Genomic DNA, 21,335 nt, shown 5'->3' on the forward strand with positions numbered 1-21,335 from the left:
AGTGGTTATGCAATCCTTTGGGTATTGATTTGACCTCAAAACACAGGTTTTTCGTTGAGCACCGAAGGTGCGAATAAGACTTGTGAGGTTTGGTAGCCAGCTTGCTGGTTAGCTAACTTCACCTATCTTGCCCTGCGTTTCCAGATCACTTTTAAGAATCATAGCAGGAACTTTTTGGAATTTGCAATGATTTTTAAGGAACTTTCACCTTAATAGAATCAAATTAATCCTAATTATTCCTAAAAGTTCATTTATTAGAATTATAAAATCATTTTAATATCCCGTAAAATTCCTTTTTGCTCCAATTTATTCTTTTTCCTTGTTCGAACTCAAATTATGATTTAGACTTTTTAAAATAAAAAAAATAACGCCAAAGAAGAATGAAAAAACCACTTTCCGAACGAGTAATCCAAAATCAGTCAGAAAAAAGGAATGGGCGAACCAATGCCAAGATTCAATTTATTGCTCTGAAAGAAGATATTCGAGAAGCCCTTGAAAAGGGCTGTTCGATGAAAGCTGTTTGGGAAACTTTATCTGATGAAGGCCAAATAACATTCGGCTACAAGGCATTTAGACATTACGTACTTAAGTTAATTAAGTCAGCGCAGGAAAATACCAGGGATGATAAACTGAGCAAAAGTAAAGCTACAAATGCAATTAAAGGTTTTACTTTTAATCCAATACCCAACCCGGAGGAACTCTTGTAATGGCAAAAATACATATCACGATGCAGGGCAAAGGTGGTGTCGGTAAATCCTTTGTCTCGGCGACTACCGCTCAGTACAAATTTAATAAAGGACAATCTCCTCTGTGTATTGATACTGATCCAATTAACGCCACTTTTCATGGGTTTAAGTCACTTAAAGTTGAACGCCTGAATATTATGGAGGGCGATGAAATCAATCCGCGCCATTTTGACGTTTTAATTGAAAAAATTGCAAATACGCAAGACGACGTAATTATTGATAATGGTGCCAGCTCTTTTGTGCCTTTATCGCATTATCTCATCACCAATCAGGTGCCTACCTTGTTAAAGGGCATGGGGCATGAACTTATCATCCATACCGTTATCACTGGTGGTCAAGCGTTGCTGGACACAATAAACGGCTTTGCTCAGCTGGTAAACCAATTTCCAGAAGATGTTCGATATGTTCTATGGTTAAATCCTTATTGGGGAAGGATTGAGAGTGAGGGAAAATCATTTGAGCAACTGAAGGTATACAAAGAGACAAAAGACCGAATCGCAGCAATAATTAATATCCCTGATTTAAAGGAAGAAACTTTCGGCCATGACCTCTCAAATATGCTTCAACAAAAAATTACATTTAATGAAGCAATCGATTCCCCTGAGCGAAATATTATGACCAGGCAGCGATTAAAGCTAATACGGGATCAACTATTCAACCAGATTGATAACGCCATGGTGCTCTAATGTCAGATACAATTAATGAAGCCATTAAAACCATTGCAGTAAAACATGGTGTGGTTTTGGGAAAAGATGATCCGATACTCATTCTCCAAACCATGAATGAAAAATTGCTAGAGGAAAACCGAAAGGCTCAGCAGGTTATGCTAACTCAGTTCAAAGAGGAAATGGAGAACATTTCCTCTCAATGGAAGGTTGATGCTAAAGAAAAAGCAGAGAAACTACTCAATGCTGCATTGGCTAGTAGTAAAGAAGCTATGAACAAGCTACTGAGGGATGCTACCAATGAATTCGTTCATGCTATGAAAAACGTGATATCAGATTCATTGGCAAAAGCAAAGGATTTGACTCAACAGACGAGCAAAGCAAGTCGATTTACATGGTTAACATCAGTAACAATTTTTGCTGTTTCTTGCACATTTATGCTGTTCATACTTATTAATTTTTTGAGGTAACTCATGCATTCAATTGGAACAAAATATGAAAAATGAAAATAATAAAAAGATAGAAAATCTGAGTACATTTTCATGGTCCATAGCTGAAATACTGCGAGGTGATTTCAAGCAGTCTGAATATGGTAAGGTTATCTTGCCATTTGTTGTTTTGCGTCGATTGGATTGTATTTTAGAACCTTCTAAAGATGCGGTAGTTAGTGCGAACGAAAAGTTACCTGAAGGGATAGATGATCATACTAAAGACATGATGCTATTTAGTGCTGTTGGAGGTGGTCTGAAAGTTTATAACTACAATACACTCACCTTTAGTAAAATTCGAAATCAAGATCCAGGTGATGTACATAAGAATTTATTAGACTATATTACCAGTTTTAATAGTAGTGTTCGTGATATTTTTCTTGAAAAATTCCTCTTTACTGATCAGCTGAAGCGCTTAAAGGATGGAGGAATTTTATGGCAAGTATTCGATCTCTTCTGCCAGATAGATTTGCATCCTGATAATATTTCCAATATTGAGATGGGGTATCTCTTTGAAGATTTGATTCGCCGTTTTTCTGAAATTTCGAATGAAACAGCAGGGGAACATTTCACACCTCGTGAAGTTATTCGTTTGATTGTTGATCTTTTGTTGATTAATGATGCTGAAGCATTGGCTGGTTCGGGAATCATTCGCACAGTTTATGATCCTGCCTGTGGAACAGGTGGTATGCTTGCACTTATGGAAGAGGCAATGAAGGAATATAACTCTAAAATTCGTGTTGAGCTCTACGGGCAGGAACTAAACCCAGAATCCTTTGGTATCTGCACATCTGACATGTTGGTGACAGGTCATAACCCAGAGCAAATTGCTTTCGGTAATACGTTAACAGAAGATGCTCACAAGGATAAAAAATTTCACTACATGCTTTCCAATCCTCCGTATGGGGTAGATTGGAAAAAATACCAAGATCCTATTAAGCAAGAAGCACAAGAAAAAGGTATGGATGGTCGTTTTGGTGCTGGATTACCCCGCATATCTGATGGGCAGTTGCTTTTCTTGCAGCACATGATTTCAAAAATGCGAGATGATGAAGTAGGCTCACGCATTGGTATAGTGATGAATGGTTCGCCTCTTTTCACTGGTGGGGCAGGATCTGGCGAGAGTGAAATCCGCCGATGGATGCTGGAAAATGATTGGGTAGAGGCGATTATCGCATTACCTACTGATTTGTTTTACAACACCGGCATACAAACCTATGTTTGGATGCTTACGAATAAGAAGGACAAGAACCGTTGGGGAAAGGTACAGCTAATTAATGCAAGTAGTGAACGATTTTGGCAATCCATGCGAAAAAGCCTTGGTAGCAAGCGTCGAGAGATTCCAGATCATGCACGTAGTGAAATAGTGAAAATTTATTATGAAATGCTTAATGGTGGTGGTGATTGGAGCGAATTTTCTAAAATTTTTGATAGGGAAGAGTTTGGTTATCGAGAAATACGCATTGAGCGACCTTTGAGGCTAAATTTTGAAGGGAGTAACGAGCGCTTAGAATTGCTTCAACATGAAAAAACGTTTCTAAATCTTTCTAAAATTGAGCAACAAGAGCTAATAGTAGCACTTAATCACAATACATTAAAACAGCAATTCAAAAACCGGGATGCATTTGAAGAAGCACTTAAAACATCATTAAAAAATTTAAGTTTCAAGTTAACTACTCCATTGAAAAAAGCGATTCTTTCAACTCTTTCAGAGAAAGATGAAACTGCTGATATTTGCTATGATGCTAAAGGCAATCCTGAGCCTGATGCTGATTTACGCGATCATGAATTAGTGCCACTTACAGAAGATTGGCGAGAATATGTTGAGCGAGAAGTAAAGCCTTTTGTTGCAGATGCTTGGGTAGATGACAGCTACAAAGATATAACCGATGGCAAAGTGGGGCGTATAGGCTATGAAATTAATTTTAATCGTTATTTTTATAAATATGTTCCACCGCGCTCTGTGACTGAGATTGATGAAGAGCTTAAACAATTGGAAGCAGATATTGCTAATTTGCTGAAAGAGGTAGTGGAATGAACCATCAGACTTTCTTGGACAAATTTGCAATTAATTATCGATGGAAATCTGTTCCAGCAAAACGAAATTTTAGAAATATAAAACAGGTAAACAAAGGCATGATAGAAGAACATCGCCTTGCACTTACGCTCGGAGGCGTAATAGATAGATCGCTAGATGATGTAGAGGGATTACAGTCGTCCGATTATTCGACCTACCAAATTTTTGAAAAGGACGATCTTGTTTTTAAATTAATAGATTTGGAAAATATCAAAACTAGCCGAGTTGGATATGTTCCACGACGAGGTATAATGAGTCCCGCATATATTCGATTATCACCTACATCCGAACTAGTGATACCAAGATACTATTATTGGCTTTTTTATGCTGCATACATAAATAACATTTTTAATGGTATGGGTGGAGGTGTCCGACAGAATTTAACTCCAACAGACTTATTAGAATTTCCTATACCTCTTGCCCCCAAAGAAACTCAAAAAGAAATCACAATTTTTTTGGATCGTGAAACTGATCGTATTGACCAGTTGATTGAGAGGAAGCAAAGATTAATTGTTGTTCTTCAAGAAAAGCAAGCTAACCTAATTAATCATATTGTTCGTCAAGGTATTCAATCTAATATAACCATGAAAAGAATTGATTTTCCTGGGATAGAATTAATTCCTGAACGTTGGGAGGTTAAGAAACTTAGATATTTGGGGAGTTTTCAAAATGGTGTAAGTGAGGGTGCGGAGTATTTTGGTGAGGGTTATCCATTTGTTGGCTATGGAGATGTTTATAATCATTTCGCACTGCCAGCAAATGTGAACGGGTTAGCAAAATCTAGTGATATAGATAGAAAGCGTTATTCTGTTCTTGCTGGTGATGTATTTTTTACTAGAACATCAGAAGTGGCTGAAGAGATCGGCATTTCTTCAGTGTGTCTAGAAACTATCGATAACGCAACATTCTCTGGATTCTTAATAAGATTTCGTCCAAGTGCAAAAACTTTTTTACCAAATTTTTCAAAATATTACTTTAGAAGTGATATACCTAGATTATTTTTTGTTAAAGAAATGAATCTAGTTACTAGAGTCTCTTTGAGCCAGGGATTACTTAAGAGTTTGCCTGTAATTATTCCTCCAATTGAAGAGCAGGAAGAAATATCCCACTATCTTGATACGAAAATTGAAAAAATTAACTTGCTGATTAAGAATGTAGAACATTCAATCAATCAACTTAAGGAATTCCGAATTGCCTTAATCACTGAAGCAGTTACAGGCCAACTAGACATCAATTCATGGAATAAAAGAGGTAGCACTGATGAGAGCATCGATAATATCGAGGAGGCAATGCGGGCATGACGGATACAACTAAGCATAAGCGAACCTACTCTCAGGACACTATCCGTCGGGAAAATGTGCTGCAATATCATGTGATCGATCAGCTAGTTAAAAATCTAGGTTATGTCCATCGTAGTACAGAAGATTTTGATCGTGCTTCAGCACTCGACAAAGTGCTGGTAATACAATTCATTAAATCCACTCAGCATGATGAATGGAAACGGTTGGAAGAGCAATATTCTGCTAGCGCTGAAGCCGAATTTTTTAAGCAATTGGAAAAGGCGCTGAAAACTCGCGGAACGCTGGATGTGCTGCGCCAAGGTATTAAACTCATCCCTGGTATTAAATTCTCCCTTTGTTTTTTTAAACCGGCTTCAGGTATAAATAAAGAATTATTACAGCTCTTTGAGGCAAATATTCTTTCGGTGATTGACGAACTAAAATATAGCAGTAAACAAGATAACCGTATTGATATTGGTCTGTTTGTTAATGGCATTCCGTTAGCGACTATCGAATGTAAAAATCAATCAACAGGTACGACGTTCCGCCATGCTGAAAAACAATACCGTTCTGATCGCTCACCAGCAGGTGAACCATTACTAACTTTTAAACAAGGCGCATTGGTACATTTTGCAATGGATGAAGACAATGTTTCCATGACGACGCGATTAGCAAATGGTAAAACTCGATTTTTACCATTTAACCGAGGCCATAATGGTGGTGCAGGAAACCCTGATATCGCCGATGAGTTTCGTGTTGGTTATTTGTATGCTGACCAACCTGAAGGAAAAGCTATCCTCTCGCGAGATATTTTGCTTGATATTGTTGGAAGATTTATGCATCTGGAATTAAAAGATGGTAAAGAGGTCATGATATTTCCGCGCTTTCAGCAGTTAGATGCCGTATTAAAGTTATTAAGACATTCAAAACAATATGGCTCAGGTCATAGTTATTTAATTCAGCATTCAGCAGGTTCAGGTAAATCTAATACCATTGGTTGGACTGCCCATAGAATGGTTACTTTACATGATGAAAATGACCAACCAGTATTTAACACCGCCATTATTGTGACTGATCGTATTGTTTTAGATCGCCAATTACAAAATACTGTGGCTCAGTTTGAGCAAACTAAAGGCGTGGTAAAAAAGATTGATGGCACGTCACGACAGTTGAAAGACGCCATTAAGCAAGGTGCGCGTATTATCATTACTACAATTCATAAATTTTCGACTGAACATTTAAAGGAAATCTCTGGTCAAAGCAAGCGTCGATTTGCTGTACTGATAGACGAAGCGCATGGTTCTCAGTCAGGTAAGCATGCTGATAATCTTTCAAAAACGTTGACACGTGAAGAAGGCAATAATAGTCCATCTGATATAGAAGATATAATCGCTGATTATCAACGACAACGTGGACCACAGGCTAATATCAGTTATTTCGCTTTCACGGCCACACCGCGTAATGTCACACTAGAGCGATTTGGCACAAAAGGACCGGACGGGTTGCCATATCCATTCCATCTTTATTCCATGCGTCAAGCTATTGAAGAGGGCTTTATTCTTGACGTGTTGCAGAATTATATGACCTACAAACAATACTATAAGCTGGAAAAAGCCATAGAAGATGATCCAGAATTGCAAGGGAGAAGGGCGCATCGCCGCGTTGCCAGATTTGCGATATTACACCCCACAGCAATTGCTCAGAAAGTAGAGGTAATTGTTGAACATTTTCGTCGCCATGTGATGCAAGAGATAAATGGTGAAGCTAAAGCAATGGTTGTCACTCAAAGTCGTGAACATGCACTTAAATATTATTTCGGTATAAAAAAATATATTGAGGAGAGGCAGTATGTAGGTGTGAAAGCCTTGGTTGCTTTTTCAGGTGAGCTAGAAATCGATGGTGAAACCTACACCGAAGCAGAATTAAATGGCTTCGCTGAAACTCAATTACCGGAAAGGTTTGATAAAGATTTTCAATTATTGATTGTGGCAGAGAAATATCAAACAGGTTTTGATCAGCCAAAGTTATGTGCAATGTATATTGATAGAAAACTTGATGGTTTACAAGCAGTACAAACCCTATCAAGGCTAAATCGCACTACCTCAGGAAAAAATAATACATACGTGCTCGATTTCCAGAATACGATGGAAGACATTCAAAATGCATTTCGACCATTTTATGAAGTCACGTCGCTGGAGGAGATATCTGACCCTAACCAAATTTATGAGTTGGAGGGGCGCATTAAGTCTTTTTCTATTATCGACGAAGATGAAGTTAACCGTTTCTCAGAAGTTTTCTATAAAGGAGCGCTTGATCCCCACGATAGAATTGCGCTAGAAAAATTGGTTAAGAACGCTGTTCAACGTTTTGAATATGAAGAAGACGAAGGAATGCGTGATGAATTTCGACAACTACTTAAGAGTTATATGCGGTTTTATTCGTTTGTTGCGCAGGTAATGAGATTGCAGGACACTTGGTTGGAAAAACTTTTTTCCTATGCATCTTGGCTCAATAGATTATTACCAAATCGGGAAGTGCCAGCGGAAATTGAGATTACAGATGACATGATTCGTTTACAGGCATTCAGAATAGAGAAGAAAGAACAGGGTTCAGCTTCGTTATCTCCTGGCACAACTTCAACCCTGTCTGCTATCAAAGAATTTGGTGCTAACTCATACACGGAAGAGGAGGAGCGTTCATTATCTGAAATTATTGAGTCTTTTAATCAGCGTCATGGCACTGAATTTACCAAAGAAGATTTTTTGCGTTTTGAGAAAGTTAATCAAGAAATACTAAATGACGAAAATTTGAAAGATATGTTGAAAAATAACCCGCCCGATGTGGTTTTCAGTGCTTTTTCTCAGGCATTTTTTGAAAGTGCGATTCAATTGTTTCAGCGCGATAATCAATTGCAAAATATAATCATGACGGATGCCGATGCACGAAATCAGGCGATTAAACATTTCTTTGGACGGGCCTTAAAAGAGGCAAAAAGTGGTTAAATTAAAGATTCCTGTTATTTTCAGCAAAGAAAATAAATATACTGATTGTGAGTAAAATTTTCGAAATGGCCAAAAATGAAAGCATTTCCAAGCATGTTTATTCGAGTTTTGATGAATGTAATAGCAACGTATAAATTTATTAATACCTAAGCATGAGCAAGTCATCGATCGATAGATGTTATACAATCATGTATTAATTTTTTTAGTACATAATTTTTTTCCAATAACAAATACCTTGCTAGATCATGATCTCTATGTTCGGTCGCCATCACAAATATATATTTTTTGTCATTAAATTTACTAACAATAGATAAACCATTATAAAGTCCAAAAGAGGAACGGCCAGCCATGGTTCGTTTCTCACTTTTATTCATAAAACTGACCTGATTCCATGGAAGTATTGAATTGTTTGAATTTTCTATAATTCTTTTTAATGGATCATTGTCGATTAATTTTTCTTCATAATAGAAATCCATCCAATCCTCATGGGTGCAGAATCGGTACGAATTTTTTTTTGAGGTTTGATCTGAGACTAGATAATAGAAATAATTACATCCCAAGACATTTAGTGGTCGGTATTGTTTGTTGAAAAGAAGTTCTTGATTTTCATCAAAAGAGTGGTACATCCTTGAGCATACATCATGTAACATAATAAATCCTTAAAGCTACAACTTAAATCCATAAAATGCTAAAATAATGTACGACACAATGAAGTGAATGTAAATGACAAATTTGGTTAGGATATCCGTTTTTATCAGTACTGCTATTGAAGTTTTTGATTTAAGTATCTTTGCTTTTCTTATTCCTGTTTTGTCATCCGTTTTTTTCTCGTCCCATTCACAAAGTTCAGCGATTAATTTTACTGTTTTAGCTTATGTAGTCAGCTATGCAGTGAAACCCTTTTCTGGAATGGTTTTTGGGTATCTGTCTGATGCTTATGGTCGTAAACAGGTACTGTCCGTTACTACTTTGTTGATGACTGTTTCCACAGCGATTATTGGTTTATTACCCACCAGCTTATCTGACATTGATTTATGGGTAGCGTTATTTAGTTGCCGGATTATTCAAGGGCTATCAATATCAGGGGAATTTTCTAATGGTTTAATACTCGCTGTTGAACAAGGAAAAGATCGTCCGGCATATTCTGGCAGTATGGCATTTATGGGGGGTATTCTTGGCTTGTTATTGGCAAATATCTCAGTTTTTATATTACTAAACCTTTTACCTTATGAGCAGATGATTCAATATGGCTGGCGTATACCTTTTTTACTCAGTGCTATTATTTGGCTTGCATTATACCAGATTAGGAAGTTTATTAATGAGCCATTTGTTCATAAGCCAAATGATAACAAGCGTTTTTCATCTTTGGTAAAAAAATATAGGAAGGAGCTGGTTATTTGCTTTGTAGCTGCAAGTTTATCTGCTTCTGCTTTTTATATGACCTTTGTTTACATGCCAACTCTTTTATCCTCAGTGGTTCAAAATCAGACTCATCATAAATCCCTATGGGTGACGTTGGTTGCTTTGTCGGTTTATTTTGTGTGTTTGCCAGTGTTTGGCGCTTTGGCGGACCGGGTAGGTATTACTAAGCAAATTACTGCTGCTTCAGCGTTGTACCTTTTATTTTCCTATATCTGTTTTGAATATATTAGCCATTTCAACTATGTTGTTATATTTTGTAGTTTGATATTACTGGCGTTGATTCAATCATTATATAATTCGGCTTTGCCTGCATTTATGGTTTCATTGTTTCCAGCGATTCATCGAGGTAAGGCTTTAGCAATATCTTATAATACCAGTCTATCCATTTTTGGTGGGTTAATGCCCTATATCATATTAAGCCATAAAAATTTTATAAATCCGGGAAGCGTTATTAGTATTTGTGCACTATTAACATTGATTGTATTACGTTTTGTGAGGGAGTGATCATGGTTGTATACGAAGTGAATCTGTCTATTGATAATGATATATATAACGAATATAAGGGCTGGTTAGATGAGCATATTCAAGAGATGCTTAAATTTCCCGGATTTATAAATGCTACGGTGATGCACCAAGCACTGGATGGTGATAGCTCTGATACTCAAAAACATTTAACTGTTCAATATCAAATTGAAAGTGTCGAGGATTTGAAAAATTATTTTGAAGAGCATGCACCAAAGATGAGAGGGGATGGAGTGAATCGATTTAAGGGGAGATTTTCAGCTACTCGTCGAACATTTGAAGTGGAGTCTGTTATGACTGTCAGTAAATACGCGAATCACGTATAAAACAATTGATAAATACTTGATGCTGGTATATTATGGTGTTGTTTGATGATGTTACACCAAAATATACGGAGGTATTTATTGTGGAGAAGAGAGTTTTTAAAGAAGCTGAAGCTGCTAACTATATATGCATGAGCCGTTCTTTTCTTTCTCAAGACAGGGTAAATGGAACTTTAGCCAATAGAACTCCAGGCCCTAAATATATAAAAATTGGACGCTCGATACGCTATTTGAAGGATGACTTGGATTTATGGTTGGAACAGCACAGAAAGTTTGGTTAGTACCATTAAAATACCCGCTCATTGAGTTAGTGCAATAATCCTTTTACGCTAACTCATACAATTAGATCGATTCTTATATTTTCAATTGTTTCTGTAAATGTTCTTTTTTAAATTAATACGAATATAATTATAATTGGCCTACACAAATCTGATACCATTAAGGGCTAGGATTACTCCAGGGCATTGTAATGACTACGAAAAATAATCTGGTTGCTCACTCATTGGAAGAAAGTATTCTTGGTACTCATCCAAGTGATGGCTTATTCGGCTGCCATACAATTGCAAGTGAGGGGTATACTCAATCAAATGTACTTCACAGAGCACTAGATATGGAGGAAGCTAATAGTAGTCAAATGGTTGCCCAATTAAGACCAGCCTTAATAAAACACCATGCCGATGAAGACAAGATTTCTCGCATTAAGCAACAGTTAGAGAGGCTTGGTTATGATTATTCAAAACTCTCTCTTAGCCCATTTCCAACAAAGGATAAAACTCGGAAGGGCAATTTAGCTGAAATTTTTTTAGCCGAGTATATTACAGCATCTACAACTTTTGACCTCCCAATTTATCGTTTACGCTTTAATCCTAATGTTGAGCAATCAATGAAAGGAGACGATCTCCTTGCGTTTGACTTTAGCAAAAACCCCATAAAGATAATTGTGGGAGAGGCTAAATATCGTACTAATCCAGATAAAACTGGCGTTCAAGATATGATCAATGCATTGGCATCATCGAATCATGCTGGGATACCTGCATCAATACAATTTATAGCTAACCGCTTATTTGAAATAGGAAGAGCTGATCTTGGCCAACAAGTTGAAAGTTGTGCTGAAGGAATAGTAAATGGCAAACATGACATAATGTATGTAGGATTTATGATGAGCAGCAACAATTGTAAAAACAATGTTGATAAACATACTGAGTCCTTATTGCCAAATCTAGCTGTATTATCTTTTTCATTACGAAATTTAAATCAGTTTTATGAAGACTGTTTTATTCAACTTGAGGAGGAAGCTTTTGGCCCTCCCAAATGAAGTTTCATTGAATGTATTGAAAGCACATGATACAAAATGGATTCGCAATCTTTTTGCACAGTCCAGTGCAAGTTATGTTTTGCAGGAAGTTAATGAAAACCACAATAATTTTCCACAATTTGATCCACTACTAGGGGAGAAAGTTACTACCTCTGCCTATGCTATACTTGCTGCTGGAATCAGCCTACATGAAAAACAACCCTCATTACAATCAGCTGCTGCGATAAAGGAGGCAGCATCACTTTTAACTAACATTCATAGTTCCCAAGCTAAAGCAGAGAAGGTTAGTAGTCATCATATTTTAATTGCTGCGATGGCTTTTTATTCGTGTGGTGAATACTCACGCTCTTTTATAACTATATCCTCGGCTAAATTTACATCCATTACAGCTATAATGATAAGTTTGTTTTTAAGGCGAGATAGGAATGAATTGATATCCTTTCTTAATAAAGTATTTTTTGCTAATAAAGAGGAAATTACCTGTATTTCAATGGTATGTGAACCCGCTGTTGAATTAGCTGTAGCCCAAGCGCTATCCCAAGTACTTTTATTTCAGATCACAGGAGATAATCATTATCTTGATTCGGCATTAGATGCAATTGATGCAGGAATGAATATAGCTGCTGAATTGATGTCGCCTACACTTTGGTGGATTGCTCGCTTGTTGAAGCTTATGCTAAGAAATTTGGGGAATGGATCTCTTTGGAAGTGTCTTCCACCATTTTTCCAGGATGCTCCAGATATACTTCGACAATATATTCAACTATCTGCATTTTTACCAAAGCCTTTAGTTGAATTGTGGAATTCACAAATAAGTGCTCTTCCTATCGTTCTTGATCTGGATAGGTCTGGTGCTGTAGTTAATATGCGGACAAGTTCTGGTAAAACAAGAATTGCTGAATTAGCTATACTTCAAACTCTTGCACTTAATCCACAAGCAAAAATACTATATATTGCACCTTACAGATCTCTTGCACTAGAAATTGAACAATCCTTGTGCCAGACTTTTGATTTGTTGGGATTTCATGTTTCACATTTATATGGTGGCTTTAGATTTAGCTCAGCTGATAAACGTCTTGCTAATGATGCGTCAATCACAATTGCAACTCCTGAGAAAACTAGAGCTATAGTTCGTACCTTTCCAGAATTACTAGAAGAATTTAAACTTATTATTGTCGATGAAGGTCATTTAATCGGTGTTGATCCACGCCTAGTAAAAAATGAAATTTTTTTAGATCACCTCAGAGTTGTAGCACATTCCATTGGAGCAAAAATGCTTCTTCTTTCTGCAGTACTACCAAATCCAGCTGATTTAGCTAAATGGGTTACTGAGTCTCCAACCAATGTAGCAAAATCTGAATGGAAACCGTCTGCTGAGCGTTTTGGACTTCTCCTATGGGATGGGAGTCGAGTGAAAATAGAATGGAAAGGGGAGTTTGAATGCTTTAATCCTAATTTTGTAGAGTCTAATCCTATTAACTTAAAAGGACGTCGTCGTCATTTTCCTGGAAATAAAAACGAAGCTATTGCGGCTACAGCTATACGTCTCTCATCCATTGGGCCTGTAATGATTTTTTGTGGCAAAACAAATAGTGTTTCAACTATGGCTAAATCAGTTTTAATTGGATTGGGTACGAATCCAAATATTCATCCTTGGCCTCAGTATGTTTGGGATGTATTTGCTTCTTCTTGTCAGGAAGAATTAGGTTTAGATACTATTGAGTATAAGGCTGCACGAGTAGGGATAATTTGTCATAGTAATAAACTACCCCCTTTAGTTCGTATGGCAACGGAAAAGTTGATGAGATCTATACCACCCAAGATAATCATCGCAACAAGCACACTAGCTCAAGGCGTTAATATTGGTATATCAAGTGTAATCATTGCTTCGCCTTACATTGGGCGGAACGCGATTAATCATAGTGATTTTTGGAATATATGTGGGCGTGCAGGTAGGGCTTTTGTCGATAATGAGGGAAAAATTCTTTATACAATAGATGAGACGGATAAACCCAGAAAAATTCAAAATAATAAAAAAATGGCTGAAGCCTACTTCAATATGGTCAATTACGAATCAGTTCGCTCTGGTCTGCTTTCATGCATGATAAATATCAGAAAAATAGCTAATTCGGCTGGGATAGATTTTGAAACGCTATTAGGGCTTGTCGCCGAGAATGATTTTTCAATTTTCGGTGAGAATCAAAATGCATTTAATTCTTTATGTAGTATGATTGATGATGATCTATTAGCCATAATAGAAGATCAAAATGTCCAATCTGAAGAAGATGATCCGCTGCATACAATCGATCGGGTATTTAGAGGGTCTCTAGCGGCTATCCAGGCCCAGATCTACGGCGAGGGGTTGGACGAAAATGAGGTTGTGAGTATTTTGCAACACAGACTTTTTTATTTAATAAATAATTGTCCTGATAAAAGTGAGCGTCAAATTTGTGTGGCTTCGGGTCTGCCATATAAATGTGCAAAAAAACTATACTCTGATCATTTGGAATTGAAAGCAAAATTGGATGAAATGTTTGTTGATGGCTATGAACTAAATAAATTTTTTGCGTTTGTGGAGTGGATTGAGAGCTGGGTTCGGTCGAATGGTGAGCAGATTATCGATGGGAAATGGCCAGAACAATCAGAATTCAATCTTATACGGAATGGGTGGATTATCGGAACACCATTATATGAATTAACTAATTTATCTAAAAATGCACTAAAAATATGTAAAGACGTTTACGGTTATCAATTACCATGGATTATACATGGAGCGGCTCAAATATTAGCTAAAAAAGGCTATAAAGAAGACTCTGATGTTTTGGATGCCCTTGCAGCTATGTTGGAGTTTGGTTTACCCAATCCAATAGCAGTAAATATTTTTCTAGCCGGAATTAGATCACGAGTTGTGGCATGTGAATTAGTTTCTTTAAATGAGGAATGGGAATCAACTCCTGCTGCTATTAGAAAACAATTATGTAATTCCGAAATAGTGCTGCGTATTACACCTCAAATTTCAGATAATGCTCTCTCTTGGTTGAGGGTTTTAGAAGCGGATACAACTAAATCAGAGGTTATAATTCCTACCTTTCCTACTTTTACGTTAAATGATTGGAAAGACTCTCCTGAACGAATTATAGTAAGAACTTTCGATGGTTCAACTTATCTGTGCACACCTGATGGTCGACAATTCATGGCAGTTAAAACTAATGAAAAATGGCCATTTGATACTATAGCAGATGATTTGCGATTTGCATTTATATTAAATGATGGTACTTATCATTTAGAAATCCTTGATCCACATCAAACTTTATAATCAATTTTAATACATTCGACCAGGGGTGATTTGATGTTTCCTTTTACCAAATCATCTAGGGCTGTTCTATCTAACTTCAAAATAATGTGAGGTTAAAATTTAATAGTATGGATATACAGTTATGACTATCAGGGCACATTTAATTTGCACCCTGCATGCACCCTGTAATTGAATTTTGTTTTTGTGAAAACGCTTATAACCCTTTATTTTTATGGTCGGAGTGACAAGAATTGAACTTGCGACCCCTGCCTCCCGAAGGCAGTGCTCTACCAGGCTGAGCTACACTCCGAATTTATGAACAGGACTTACGCAAGACCTTGATCTTTTCGTTAAAAATGGGTGAATTCGGTCATTTAGCCCTCACTCAAACCATTTTTTGTCTCGACCTCAGGGTTTTGCGTAAGTCCTGATGAACCAAAACAAAATGAGGTCCGGGATGTCCTCCTGAAAGTTTGATTTTACAGCTTTTTTACCAATAGTTAACATACTCTAGGTGTTCTATTTCAAATTTTGGGCTAATATAAGATTATCAATAAAACCAGTTCGGATACAAAAATGCCCGATCCTGAGAACCCAGAAATGCCTGAGAGACAGGGTGAATTTGAAATCAGTCTCAATGACCGTAAAATCGCTATGCTAGAGGATTTAAATAATCCCTTGGCTATGGTGGATAAAGTGTATATGTTGTGGTGGAATTGGGCGGATTTTCACATACAAATCATTTCTCCACATTTTGATTTTATTCATCCTCCCAAAATCATTGAACCAGAGTTAATACCAGGAACGAATGAACATGAGTTTGTTTATCCCATTCATGATTTTGGCTCAAGACTCTCAACGTCTAAATCCCAAGATATGTTCAGTGCTGGAATGTCGATGTGTAAAATGCACTTTACTATCGAAAAAATAATTTTCATTATTATTGAGCGATTAAAAGAAGGTGGAATTAGCACAGAAACAGAGGTTCAAGTCTCTTTTTCAGGACATGAGCTAGCCCAAAGAAAAGCATTTGAATCAGTCATTAACCTTGCTTATAACCTTGTGGTTACCAATTTTGACCCAGGAATTTGGGGAGAACGATACCTTCAAAATGTGAAACGTTTAGCTGATAAAGGGTATGGTTATCCTCCAGAAGCTCCAAGAGAAACATTTAAACATTCGTATTCTGCAGGTGGAGGCCCTTCATCTAAGAAATAGTAATAATTATAAGCACTGTCTATCAATAAGGCTAGAATTTGTCCATTGATTTAGCAGCGAATAAGACCACTTTAAGCATACAAAACTTGCAATGATAGAAGGAATAAAGCCAAAGAACCGGACTAGAACCTGCCCGAATGACAGTTTGATATTTATTTTATCGACTAATTTTAATCCCCAAGCCTTCATGCCAATGGTTTGACCACCATTACGCATGGACAAGAAATAATAAAGAAATGATACGATCAAGAGTGAAAGTTGGTACCAAAGAGTAGACGGAGGGATCGCTTTATTATGATTTAAACTCAGTACAAGAGCCGTATAAGCGAAAAACAACACAATTAATACGATTAAATCATAGACTATTGAGCACAGGTATTTAATAGTAAACATTTGGCTTAGTTATTCTTTCATTTCTTTGGAACTATTACTAACAAAGGCCAGGCTGTCAATATATAATTTACTCAAATCCAAACCATTAATTTGTTGTTGGGCAACTTCTTCCCACTTGCCAGCTTCATAGGCAATAACCAAAGAAATCAGGTTTCCTAATGGCCCAGTCTGATCAATTAAAGCCGTTTTTATTTCATCAGCAATGGTAATTTGATCTAATAATTCTGTCATAGGCTTATTAAGCAAGCAATCTAAAATGGATAATAATCCCGCAGTGTAAGCACTTTGGCACACTAAGCCTGAACTCACTTTGGCAATCTCTTCTGCCATATGTGCTCTAATAAGACCTGATTCGAGAATTTCTTGGGGCTTATCGGATATATTTTTTAGAGAGAAGAACATGACCCATTTCCTCAGATTAACTAAGCCCAAGCGCGCGACGGCATGATCAATAGATTCTATGGTTTGTCCACATGAAAAAGCGACAGAGTTTGCAACTCTAAGAAGTTGAAAACTCAATAAGGGATCAGATTGAATGATGTGCGAAATTTTTCCTAAATCGGAATCCTCTTGTTGCAATACTTGTATTAAATGCAGAAGATTCAATTTGTTTGCCGCAATATCTTTTGAATCATCTACAATAGGTTTAAACAAGAAATCACCACAAAAATAATCCATCGACATGGCTTTACATTTATCAAAATTGATGGGTTGACCCAAGCCATAGGCCATGACCTTTCGCTGCTTTGCTTTGCTGTATTGTACTATTTTAGATACATCAGCTTGGCTCATCAGATGTTCTGTTAATCCGATATAATCAGCAAAATTTAACCATGAAAGTTGTTGCGGAGTATTGATTAACAAAGCAATGGAGAAGGAAGAATCCTGTATATCAGAAATTGGTAATGTTGAACCAATGTCTTCAGCATACAACTTTAAAATAATAGGATTATTAATGGGTTCACTTAATTGTTCCAATAAGGCCTTTAGGGTAAATGGAATAAATAAAGGGAGTTGGTCGTCTGAATGACTTACTAACTCTTGGATAATTGGAACAAGTTCAGGGCTTTGTACTAACTGCTGATAGGATAAGATTTCAAAGGCCACACATTGTAATTGTTGATTAAATATAGGTCTTTTTATGATCATTTTAAATCCATTTTATCCATTTTAATTAATGATAGTACTGGTTTTTGGAATTGGCCAGTTGGGCGCGCATTTTCCTTGTACACTTAACTTTGCGTGACAAAAACAGAGTGTTATACTTGATAAGTTTGATTTGTAATTTTGTTATTTCTAGACCATTTTTATCTAGTTAAGCTCAATTAATTCAAGTTATCTAACGAGGAAGACATCAACAGTGAACACTAATAAAAGACCAATAAATCTCGATTTACTGACGTTAAAGTTCCCTCCTATGGCAATTGTTTCGATATTGCATAGAATTTCAGGGGTACTTATTTTTGGGTTATTCCCAATGATTCTATGCCTTCTCGGACATTCATTACACTCTGAAGAGACATTTCAACAAGTGGGGTTTATGTTGGACAATCCCTATTACAAATTGATGGTTTGGGCCTTTAGTTCGGCAATGATTTATCATGTTATAGCTGGAATCAGGCATATTATCATGGACTTGGGTATTGGAGAGAGTCTCTGTGCAGGAAAAATGTCAGCTATTTTAGTGATTGCTCTTGCGTTCATTTCAATTATTTGTCTAGGAATTTGGATATGGTAAACAACGTCACCAGTTTAACCGGAAATGGTTTAAAAGATTGGTTAATCCAACGAGTAACAGCAGTCTATTTTGCTGGTTATAGTGTATTTTTGCTTGTTTTCTTTCTCATGCATCCGGGTTTAAATTTTGGACAATGGCATGCTTTATTTGCTAATCAAGCGTTCAAACTCGCGACTGCAATCGCTTTGATCGCGATGACGCTTCACGCTTGGATTGGTATTTGGACAGTAACTACTGATTACATGAAATGCACGATCATTCGCCTTTCAGTACAGATGCTGGTTGTTTTGTGGCTCCTAAGTCAATTTATTTGGGGCATGATGATTGTGTGGGGACAATAAGAATGACAATTGCACGTTACAAATTTGATGCAGTAATTATTGGTGCTGGTGGTGCAGGTATGCGTGCCGCATTGCAACTGGCTAATTCGGGCCTAAAGGTGGCTCTTTTATCCAAAGTGTTTCCTACTCGTTCTCATACTGTGTCTGCCCAAGGTGGAATCACTGCAGCACTTGGGAATGCCGATGAAGATGATTGGCGCTGGCATATGTACGATACTGTAAAAGGGGCGGATTATATTGGCGACCAAGACTGTATCGAGTATTTATGTAAAACAGGACCTGAAGCTGTTTATGAGCTTGAGCATATGGGCTTGCCATTTTCTCGCATGGATAACGGTAAAATTTACCAAAGGCAATTTGGTGGTCAATCTAAACATTTTGGAGGAGAACAAGCAGCTAGAACTTGTGCAGCTGCCGACAGAACGGGACATGCTTTACTACACACCTTATACCAGCAAAACGTAAAGGCTAAAACTCACGTCTTCAGCGAATGGTATGCCTTAGATTTTGTTAAAAATTCACAGGGCCGAATTGTGGGAGTGACGGCTTTAAGCATTGAGTCTGGAGAAGTGGTGTTTTTTGAAAGTCGCACCTGTATTCTTGCCACGGGTGGTGCAGGTAGGATCTTCCAATCCACAACGAACGCATTTATCAATACTGGAGATGGTTTTGGCATGGCTTTAAGAGCAGGATTGCCACTCCAAGATATGGAAATGTGGCAATTTCATCCCACAGGAATAGCTGGAGCAGGTACTTTAGTTACAGAGGGATGTAGAGGAGAGGGTGGTTATTTAATCAATAAAGACGGTGAACGATTTATGGAGCGTTATGCTCCGAGAGTGAAGGATCTGGCCTCTCGAGATGTTGTTGCACGGGCGATGGCATTAGAAATTAGAGCGGGTAAGGGTTTTGATCCCAAAGGTGTTGATCATGTCAAATTAAAGCTAGATCACCTTGGTGCTGACTTGATTATGTCAAGATTGCCTGGAATTCGTGAACTCTCGATGAAATTTGCTGGGGTTGATCCTATTGTTGAACCGATTCCTGTAGTGCCCACATGCCATTACAGCATGGGTGGTATACCCACTAACATGCATGGTCAAGTGATAACAAGGGACAAAGGAAAAGAGCACGTTGTTGAAGGTGTATATGCTGTGGGTGAGTGTGCTTGTGTTTCTGTGCATGGCGCGAATCGTTTAGGTGGTAATTCCTTATTGGATCTAGTGGTATTTGGACGGGCAGCAGGTTTGCATGTGGAGGAGCTGTGGCAATCCAACCAATTACCTGATTTCTCTTACGTCAGTGAAGAAGACATCGATGCTTCATTAGCACGTTACAATCGTTGGGAAAATTCAAACGATGGTGAAGGACCTGCTGTGATCCGTGATGAGATGCAACGAGTGATGCAGGAGGATTTTGGAGTATTCCGTACTGGTGAAGTTATGGAGTCCGGGATTAAGCGCCTTCAAGCCCTTCGTGAGAGGTTAGCTCATGCTAAGCTTGAAGATAAAAGTCGGATTTTTAATACAGAACGAATCACGGCATTAGAGTTAGATAATTTAATGGCGACAGCTTATGCTACTGCTCTGTCTGCAATTGCAAGAACAGAGAGCCGAGGAGCACACAGCCGGGAGGATTTTCCCAAGCGTGATGATGCAAATTGGATTAAGCATACTCTGTATTTCGAAGAGGGTGAGGTCATTGACTATCGTCCAGTGAATACATCACCTAAATACATTGAGCCGTTTGAGCCTAAAGAACGCGTTTACTAGAGAGGATATACTATGGCTGATATTAGAAATTTGGTGTTGTCGATTTATCGCTATAATCCTGAGGTGGATGCGAAGCCTTATATGAAAGATTATAAGCTAGAAATCCCAGCGAAAAGCGATCCTATGTTGCTTACCTTGCTTGAAAGATTAAAAGCAGAACAAGATCCATCAATCACTTATAGACGGTCGTGTCGAGAGGGTGTATGTGGATCAGATGGAATGAATATTAATGGAACCAATGGGCTGGCTTGTATTACTCATATTTCTCAGTTGAAAACAGATAAAATTGTAATCCGTCCATTACCAGGATTTCCAGTCATTAGAGACCTGGCTGTTGATATGACTCAATTTTATCAACAATACGAGCGAATCGAACCCTACTTACAAAATGATGAAGTAGCACCTGCGAAGGAAAGATTACAGTCCCCTGAAGAAAGAGCGTTGCTCGATGGATTATATGAGTGTATTTTATGCGCTTGTTGTACTAGTTCGTGCCCGTCATTTTGGTGGAATCCGGATAAGTTTGTAGGCCCTGCCGGGCTCTTACAGGCAAGACGATTTTTGGCAGATAGTCGAGATAAAGCAACGCAACACCGCTTGGATAAATTACAGGATCCTTTTAGTGTATTTCGTTGTCGTACCATCATGAATTGCACTAATGTTTGCCCGAAGGGACTCAATCCAACGCAAGCGATTGCGCAAATCCGTAAACAAATGATACAGCAGGAAACTTAATTG

At 37.6% G+C, this 21,335-nt stretch carries 19 protein-coding genes and 1 tRNA gene; 16 read left to right on the forward strand and 4 right to left on the reverse strand.

Going from position 1 to position 21,335, the window contains the following annotated elements:
• Nucleotides 1-380: 380 nt before the first annotated feature.
• The 6 genes from Lwal_RS12930 to Lwal_RS12955 are packed head-to-tail and all read left to right on the forward strand — an operon-like array spanning nt 381 to nt 8,258.
• Complete coding sequence (locus tag Lwal_RS12930) at nt 381-707, forward strand: TraK family protein (RefSeq protein ID WP_058481219.1); 327 nt, start codon at nt 381-383, stop codon at nt 705-707.
• On the forward strand, nt 707-1,432 hold the full coding sequence (locus tag Lwal_RS12935; RefSeq protein ID WP_058481220.1) for an ArsA-related P-loop ATPase: 726 nt from the start codon (nt 707-709) through the stop codon (nt 1,430-1,432). The genes Lwal_RS12930 and Lwal_RS12935 overlap by 1 nt, the downstream gene beginning before the upstream one ends.
• Entirely contained in the window at nt 1,432-1,881 is a 450-nt protein-coding gene (locus tag Lwal_RS12940; RefSeq protein WP_058481221.1) for a conjugal transfer protein TraM, read from the forward strand. Before Lwal_RS12935 ends, Lwal_RS12940 begins: the two co-directional genes overlap by 1 nt.
• A 25-nt stretch (nt 1,882-1,906) precedes the next feature.
• Entirely contained in the window at nt 1,907-3,937 is a 2,031-nt protein-coding gene (locus Lwal_RS12945; RefSeq protein WP_083500100.1) for a type I restriction-modification system subunit M, read from the forward strand.
• Entirely contained in the window at nt 3,934-5,277 is a 1,344-nt protein-coding gene (locus tag Lwal_RS12950; RefSeq protein ID WP_058481222.1) for a restriction endonuclease subunit S, read from the forward strand. The genes Lwal_RS12945 and Lwal_RS12950 overlap by 4 nt, the downstream gene beginning before the upstream one ends.
• The gene (locus Lwal_RS12955) at nt 5,274-8,258 is read left to right on the forward strand and encodes a type I restriction endonuclease subunit R (RefSeq protein WP_058481223.1); all 2,985 of its coding nucleotides are present in this window, start codon (nt 5,274-5,276) and stop codon (nt 8,256-8,258) included. Before Lwal_RS12950 ends, Lwal_RS12955 begins: the two co-directional genes overlap by 4 nt.
• Nucleotides 8,259-8,419: 161 nt before the next feature.
• On the opposite strand, the gene Lwal_RS12960 is transcribed toward Lwal_RS12955, so the two are convergent.
• Nucleotides 8,420-8,908 (reverse strand): autoinducer binding domain-containing protein, encoded by a 489-nt coding sequence (locus Lwal_RS12960; protein ID WP_058481224.1) that lies wholly within the window; start codon nt 8,906-8,908, stop codon nt 8,420-8,422.
• A gap of 73 nt (nt 8,909-8,981) precedes the next feature.
• On the opposite strand from Lwal_RS12960, the gene Lwal_RS12965 reads away from it, so the two are divergent.
• The 5 genes from Lwal_RS12965 to Lwal_RS12985 all read left to right on the forward strand — a co-directional run bounded on the left by Lwal_RS12965 (nt 8,982) and on the right by Lwal_RS12985 (nt 15,156).
• Nucleotides 8,982-10,184 carry an MFS transporter gene (locus Lwal_RS12965; protein WP_058481225.1) on the forward strand — a complete coding sequence of 401 codons (1,203 nt, stop codon included), beginning with the start codon at nt 8,982-8,984 and terminating at the stop codon, nt 10,182-10,184.
• Nucleotides 10,185-10,186: 2 nt separating this feature from the next.
• Complete coding sequence (locus Lwal_RS12970; RefSeq protein ID WP_058481226.1) at nt 10,187-10,528, forward strand: DUF4286 family protein; 342 nt, start codon at nt 10,187-10,189, stop codon at nt 10,526-10,528.
• A gap of 32 nt (nt 10,529-10,560) precedes the next feature.
• Nucleotides 10,561-10,806 carry a helix-turn-helix domain-containing protein gene (locus Lwal_RS12975; protein WP_231951013.1) on the forward strand — a complete coding sequence of 82 codons (246 nt, stop codon included), beginning with the start codon at nt 10,561-10,563 and terminating at the stop codon, nt 10,804-10,806.
• A gap of 188 nt (nt 10,807-10,994) precedes the next feature.
• Nucleotides 10,995-11,840 (forward strand): Hachiman antiphage defense system protein HamA, encoded by an 846-nt coding sequence (locus Lwal_RS12980; protein ID WP_058481227.1) that lies wholly within the window; start codon nt 10,995-10,997, stop codon nt 11,838-11,840.
• A gap of 7 nt (nt 11,841-11,847) precedes the next feature.
• Nucleotides 11,848-15,156, forward strand: coding sequence for a DEAD/DEAH box helicase (locus Lwal_RS12985; protein ID WP_157737779.1), 3,309 nt, complete (start codon nt 11,848-11,850; stop codon nt 15,154-15,156).
• Nucleotides 15,157-15,368: 212 nt separating this feature from the next.
• On the opposite strand, the gene Lwal_RS12990 is transcribed toward Lwal_RS12985, so the two are convergent.
• A tRNA-Pro gene (locus Lwal_RS12990) sits at nt 15,369-15,445 on the reverse strand.
• 266 nt (nt 15,446-15,711) lie between these two features.
• On the opposite strand from Lwal_RS12990, the gene Lwal_RS12995 reads away from it, so the two are divergent.
• The gene (locus tag Lwal_RS12995; protein ID WP_058481229.1) at nt 15,712-16,353 is read left to right on the forward strand and encodes a hypothetical protein; all 642 of its coding nucleotides are present in this window, start codon (nt 15,712-15,714) and stop codon (nt 16,351-16,353) included.
• A gap of 6 nt (nt 16,354-16,359) precedes the next feature.
• Here Lwal_RS12995 and Lwal_RS13000 read toward each other — a convergent pair whose 3' ends face one another.
• A complete protein-coding gene (locus tag Lwal_RS13000) occupies nt 16,360-16,746 on the reverse strand; it encodes an RDD family protein (protein WP_058481230.1) in 387 nt (128 codons plus the stop codon).
• A gap of 9 nt (nt 16,747-16,755) precedes the next feature.
• Nucleotides 16,756-17,895 (reverse strand): EAL and HDOD domain-containing protein, encoded by a 1,140-nt coding sequence (locus Lwal_RS13005; RefSeq protein ID WP_058481231.1) that lies wholly within the window; start codon nt 17,893-17,895, stop codon nt 16,756-16,758.
• A 211-nt stretch (nt 17,896-18,106) separates the two neighbouring features.
• Here Lwal_RS13005 and sdhC point away from each other — a divergent pair, with 211 nt between their 5' ends.
• Genes sdhC through Lwal_RS13025 form a run of 4 tightly spaced genes read left to right on the forward strand, consistent with a single transcriptional unit; the run spans nt 18,107 to nt 21,332 of the window.
• Complete coding sequence (gene sdhC, locus Lwal_RS13010) at nt 18,107-18,484, forward strand: succinate dehydrogenase, cytochrome b556 subunit (protein WP_083500102.1); 378 nt, start codon at nt 18,107-18,109, stop codon at nt 18,482-18,484.
• Nucleotides 18,478-18,825: a succinate dehydrogenase, hydrophobic membrane anchor protein gene (gene sdhD / locus Lwal_RS13015; protein ID WP_058481232.1), complete on the forward strand. Its 348-nt coding sequence runs from the start codon at nt 18,478-18,480 to the stop codon at nt 18,823-18,825. Before sdhC ends, sdhD begins: the two co-directional genes overlap by 7 nt.
• 2 nt (nt 18,826-18,827) lie before the next feature.
• The gene (sdhA, locus tag Lwal_RS13020; protein ID WP_058481233.1) at nt 18,828-20,597 is read left to right on the forward strand and encodes a succinate dehydrogenase flavoprotein subunit; all 1,770 of its coding nucleotides are present in this window, start codon (nt 18,828-18,830) and stop codon (nt 20,595-20,597) included.
• A 12-nt stretch (nt 20,598-20,609) separates the two neighbouring features.
• Nucleotides 20,610-21,332, forward strand: a complete 723-nt coding sequence (locus Lwal_RS13025) for a succinate dehydrogenase iron-sulfur subunit (protein WP_058481234.1) — start codon at nt 20,610-20,612, stop codon at nt 21,330-21,332.
• The last annotated feature ends 3 nt before the right edge of the window (nt 21,333-21,335 follow it).

Origin of the sequence: Legionella waltersii (assembly GCF_001468085.1) — a bacterium.
Classification (GTDB): domain Bacteria; phylum Pseudomonadota; class Gammaproteobacteria; order Legionellales; family Legionellaceae; genus Legionella; species Legionella waltersii.

Bases quoted from the DNA above. Each gene is read 5' to 3' on its own strand.
- Lwal_RS12930 (WP_058481219.1), top strand. From the start codon at position 381: ATGAAAAAACCACTTTCCGAACGAGTAATCCAAAATCAGTCAGAAAAA.
- Lwal_RS12935 (WP_058481220.1), top strand. From the start codon at position 707: ATGGCAAAAATACATATCACGATGCAGGGCAAAGGTGGTGTCGGTAAA.
- Lwal_RS12940 (WP_058481221.1), top strand. From the start codon at position 1,432: ATGTCAGATACAATTAATGAAGCCATTAAAACCATTGCAGTAAAACAT.
- Lwal_RS12945 (WP_083500100.1), top strand. From the start codon at position 1,907: ATGAAAAATGAAAATAATAAAAAGATAGAAAATCTGAGTACATTTTCA.
- Lwal_RS12950 (WP_058481222.1), top strand. From the start codon at position 3,934: ATGAACCATCAGACTTTCTTGGACAAATTTGCAATTAATTATCGATGG.
- Lwal_RS12955 (WP_058481223.1), top strand. From the start codon at position 5,274: ATGACGGATACAACTAAGCATAAGCGAACCTACTCTCAGGACACTATC.
- Lwal_RS12960 (WP_058481224.1), bottom strand. From the start codon at position 8,908: ATGTTACATGATGTATGCTCAAGGATGTACCACTCTTTTGATGAAAAT.
- Lwal_RS12965 (WP_058481225.1), top strand. From the start codon at position 8,982: ATGACAAATTTGGTTAGGATATCCGTTTTTATCAGTACTGCTATTGAA.
- Lwal_RS12970 (WP_058481226.1), top strand. From the start codon at position 10,187: ATGGTTGTATACGAAGTGAATCTGTCTATTGATAATGATATATATAAC.
- Lwal_RS12975 (WP_231951013.1), top strand. From the start codon at position 10,561: ATGGTGTTGTTTGATGATGTTACACCAAAATATACGGAGGTATTTATT.
- Lwal_RS12980 (WP_058481227.1), top strand. From the start codon at position 10,995: ATGACTACGAAAAATAATCTGGTTGCTCACTCATTGGAAGAAAGTATT.
- Lwal_RS12995 (WP_058481229.1), top strand. From the start codon at position 15,712: ATGCCCGATCCTGAGAACCCAGAAATGCCTGAGAGACAGGGTGAATTT.
- Lwal_RS13000 (WP_058481230.1), bottom strand. From the start codon at position 16,746: ATGTTTACTATTAAATACCTGTGCTCAATAGTCTATGATTTAATCGTA.
- Lwal_RS13005 (WP_058481231.1), bottom strand. From the start codon at position 17,895: ATGATCATAAAAAGACCTATATTTAATCAACAATTACAATGTGTGGCC.
- sdhD (WP_058481232.1), top strand. From the start codon at position 18,478: ATGGTAAACAACGTCACCAGTTTAACCGGAAATGGTTTAAAAGATTGG.
- sdhA (WP_058481233.1), top strand. From the start codon at position 18,828: ATGACAATTGCACGTTACAAATTTGATGCAGTAATTATTGGTGCTGGT.
- Lwal_RS13025 (WP_058481234.1), top strand. From the start codon at position 20,610: ATGGCTGATATTAGAAATTTGGTGTTGTCGATTTATCGCTATAATCCT.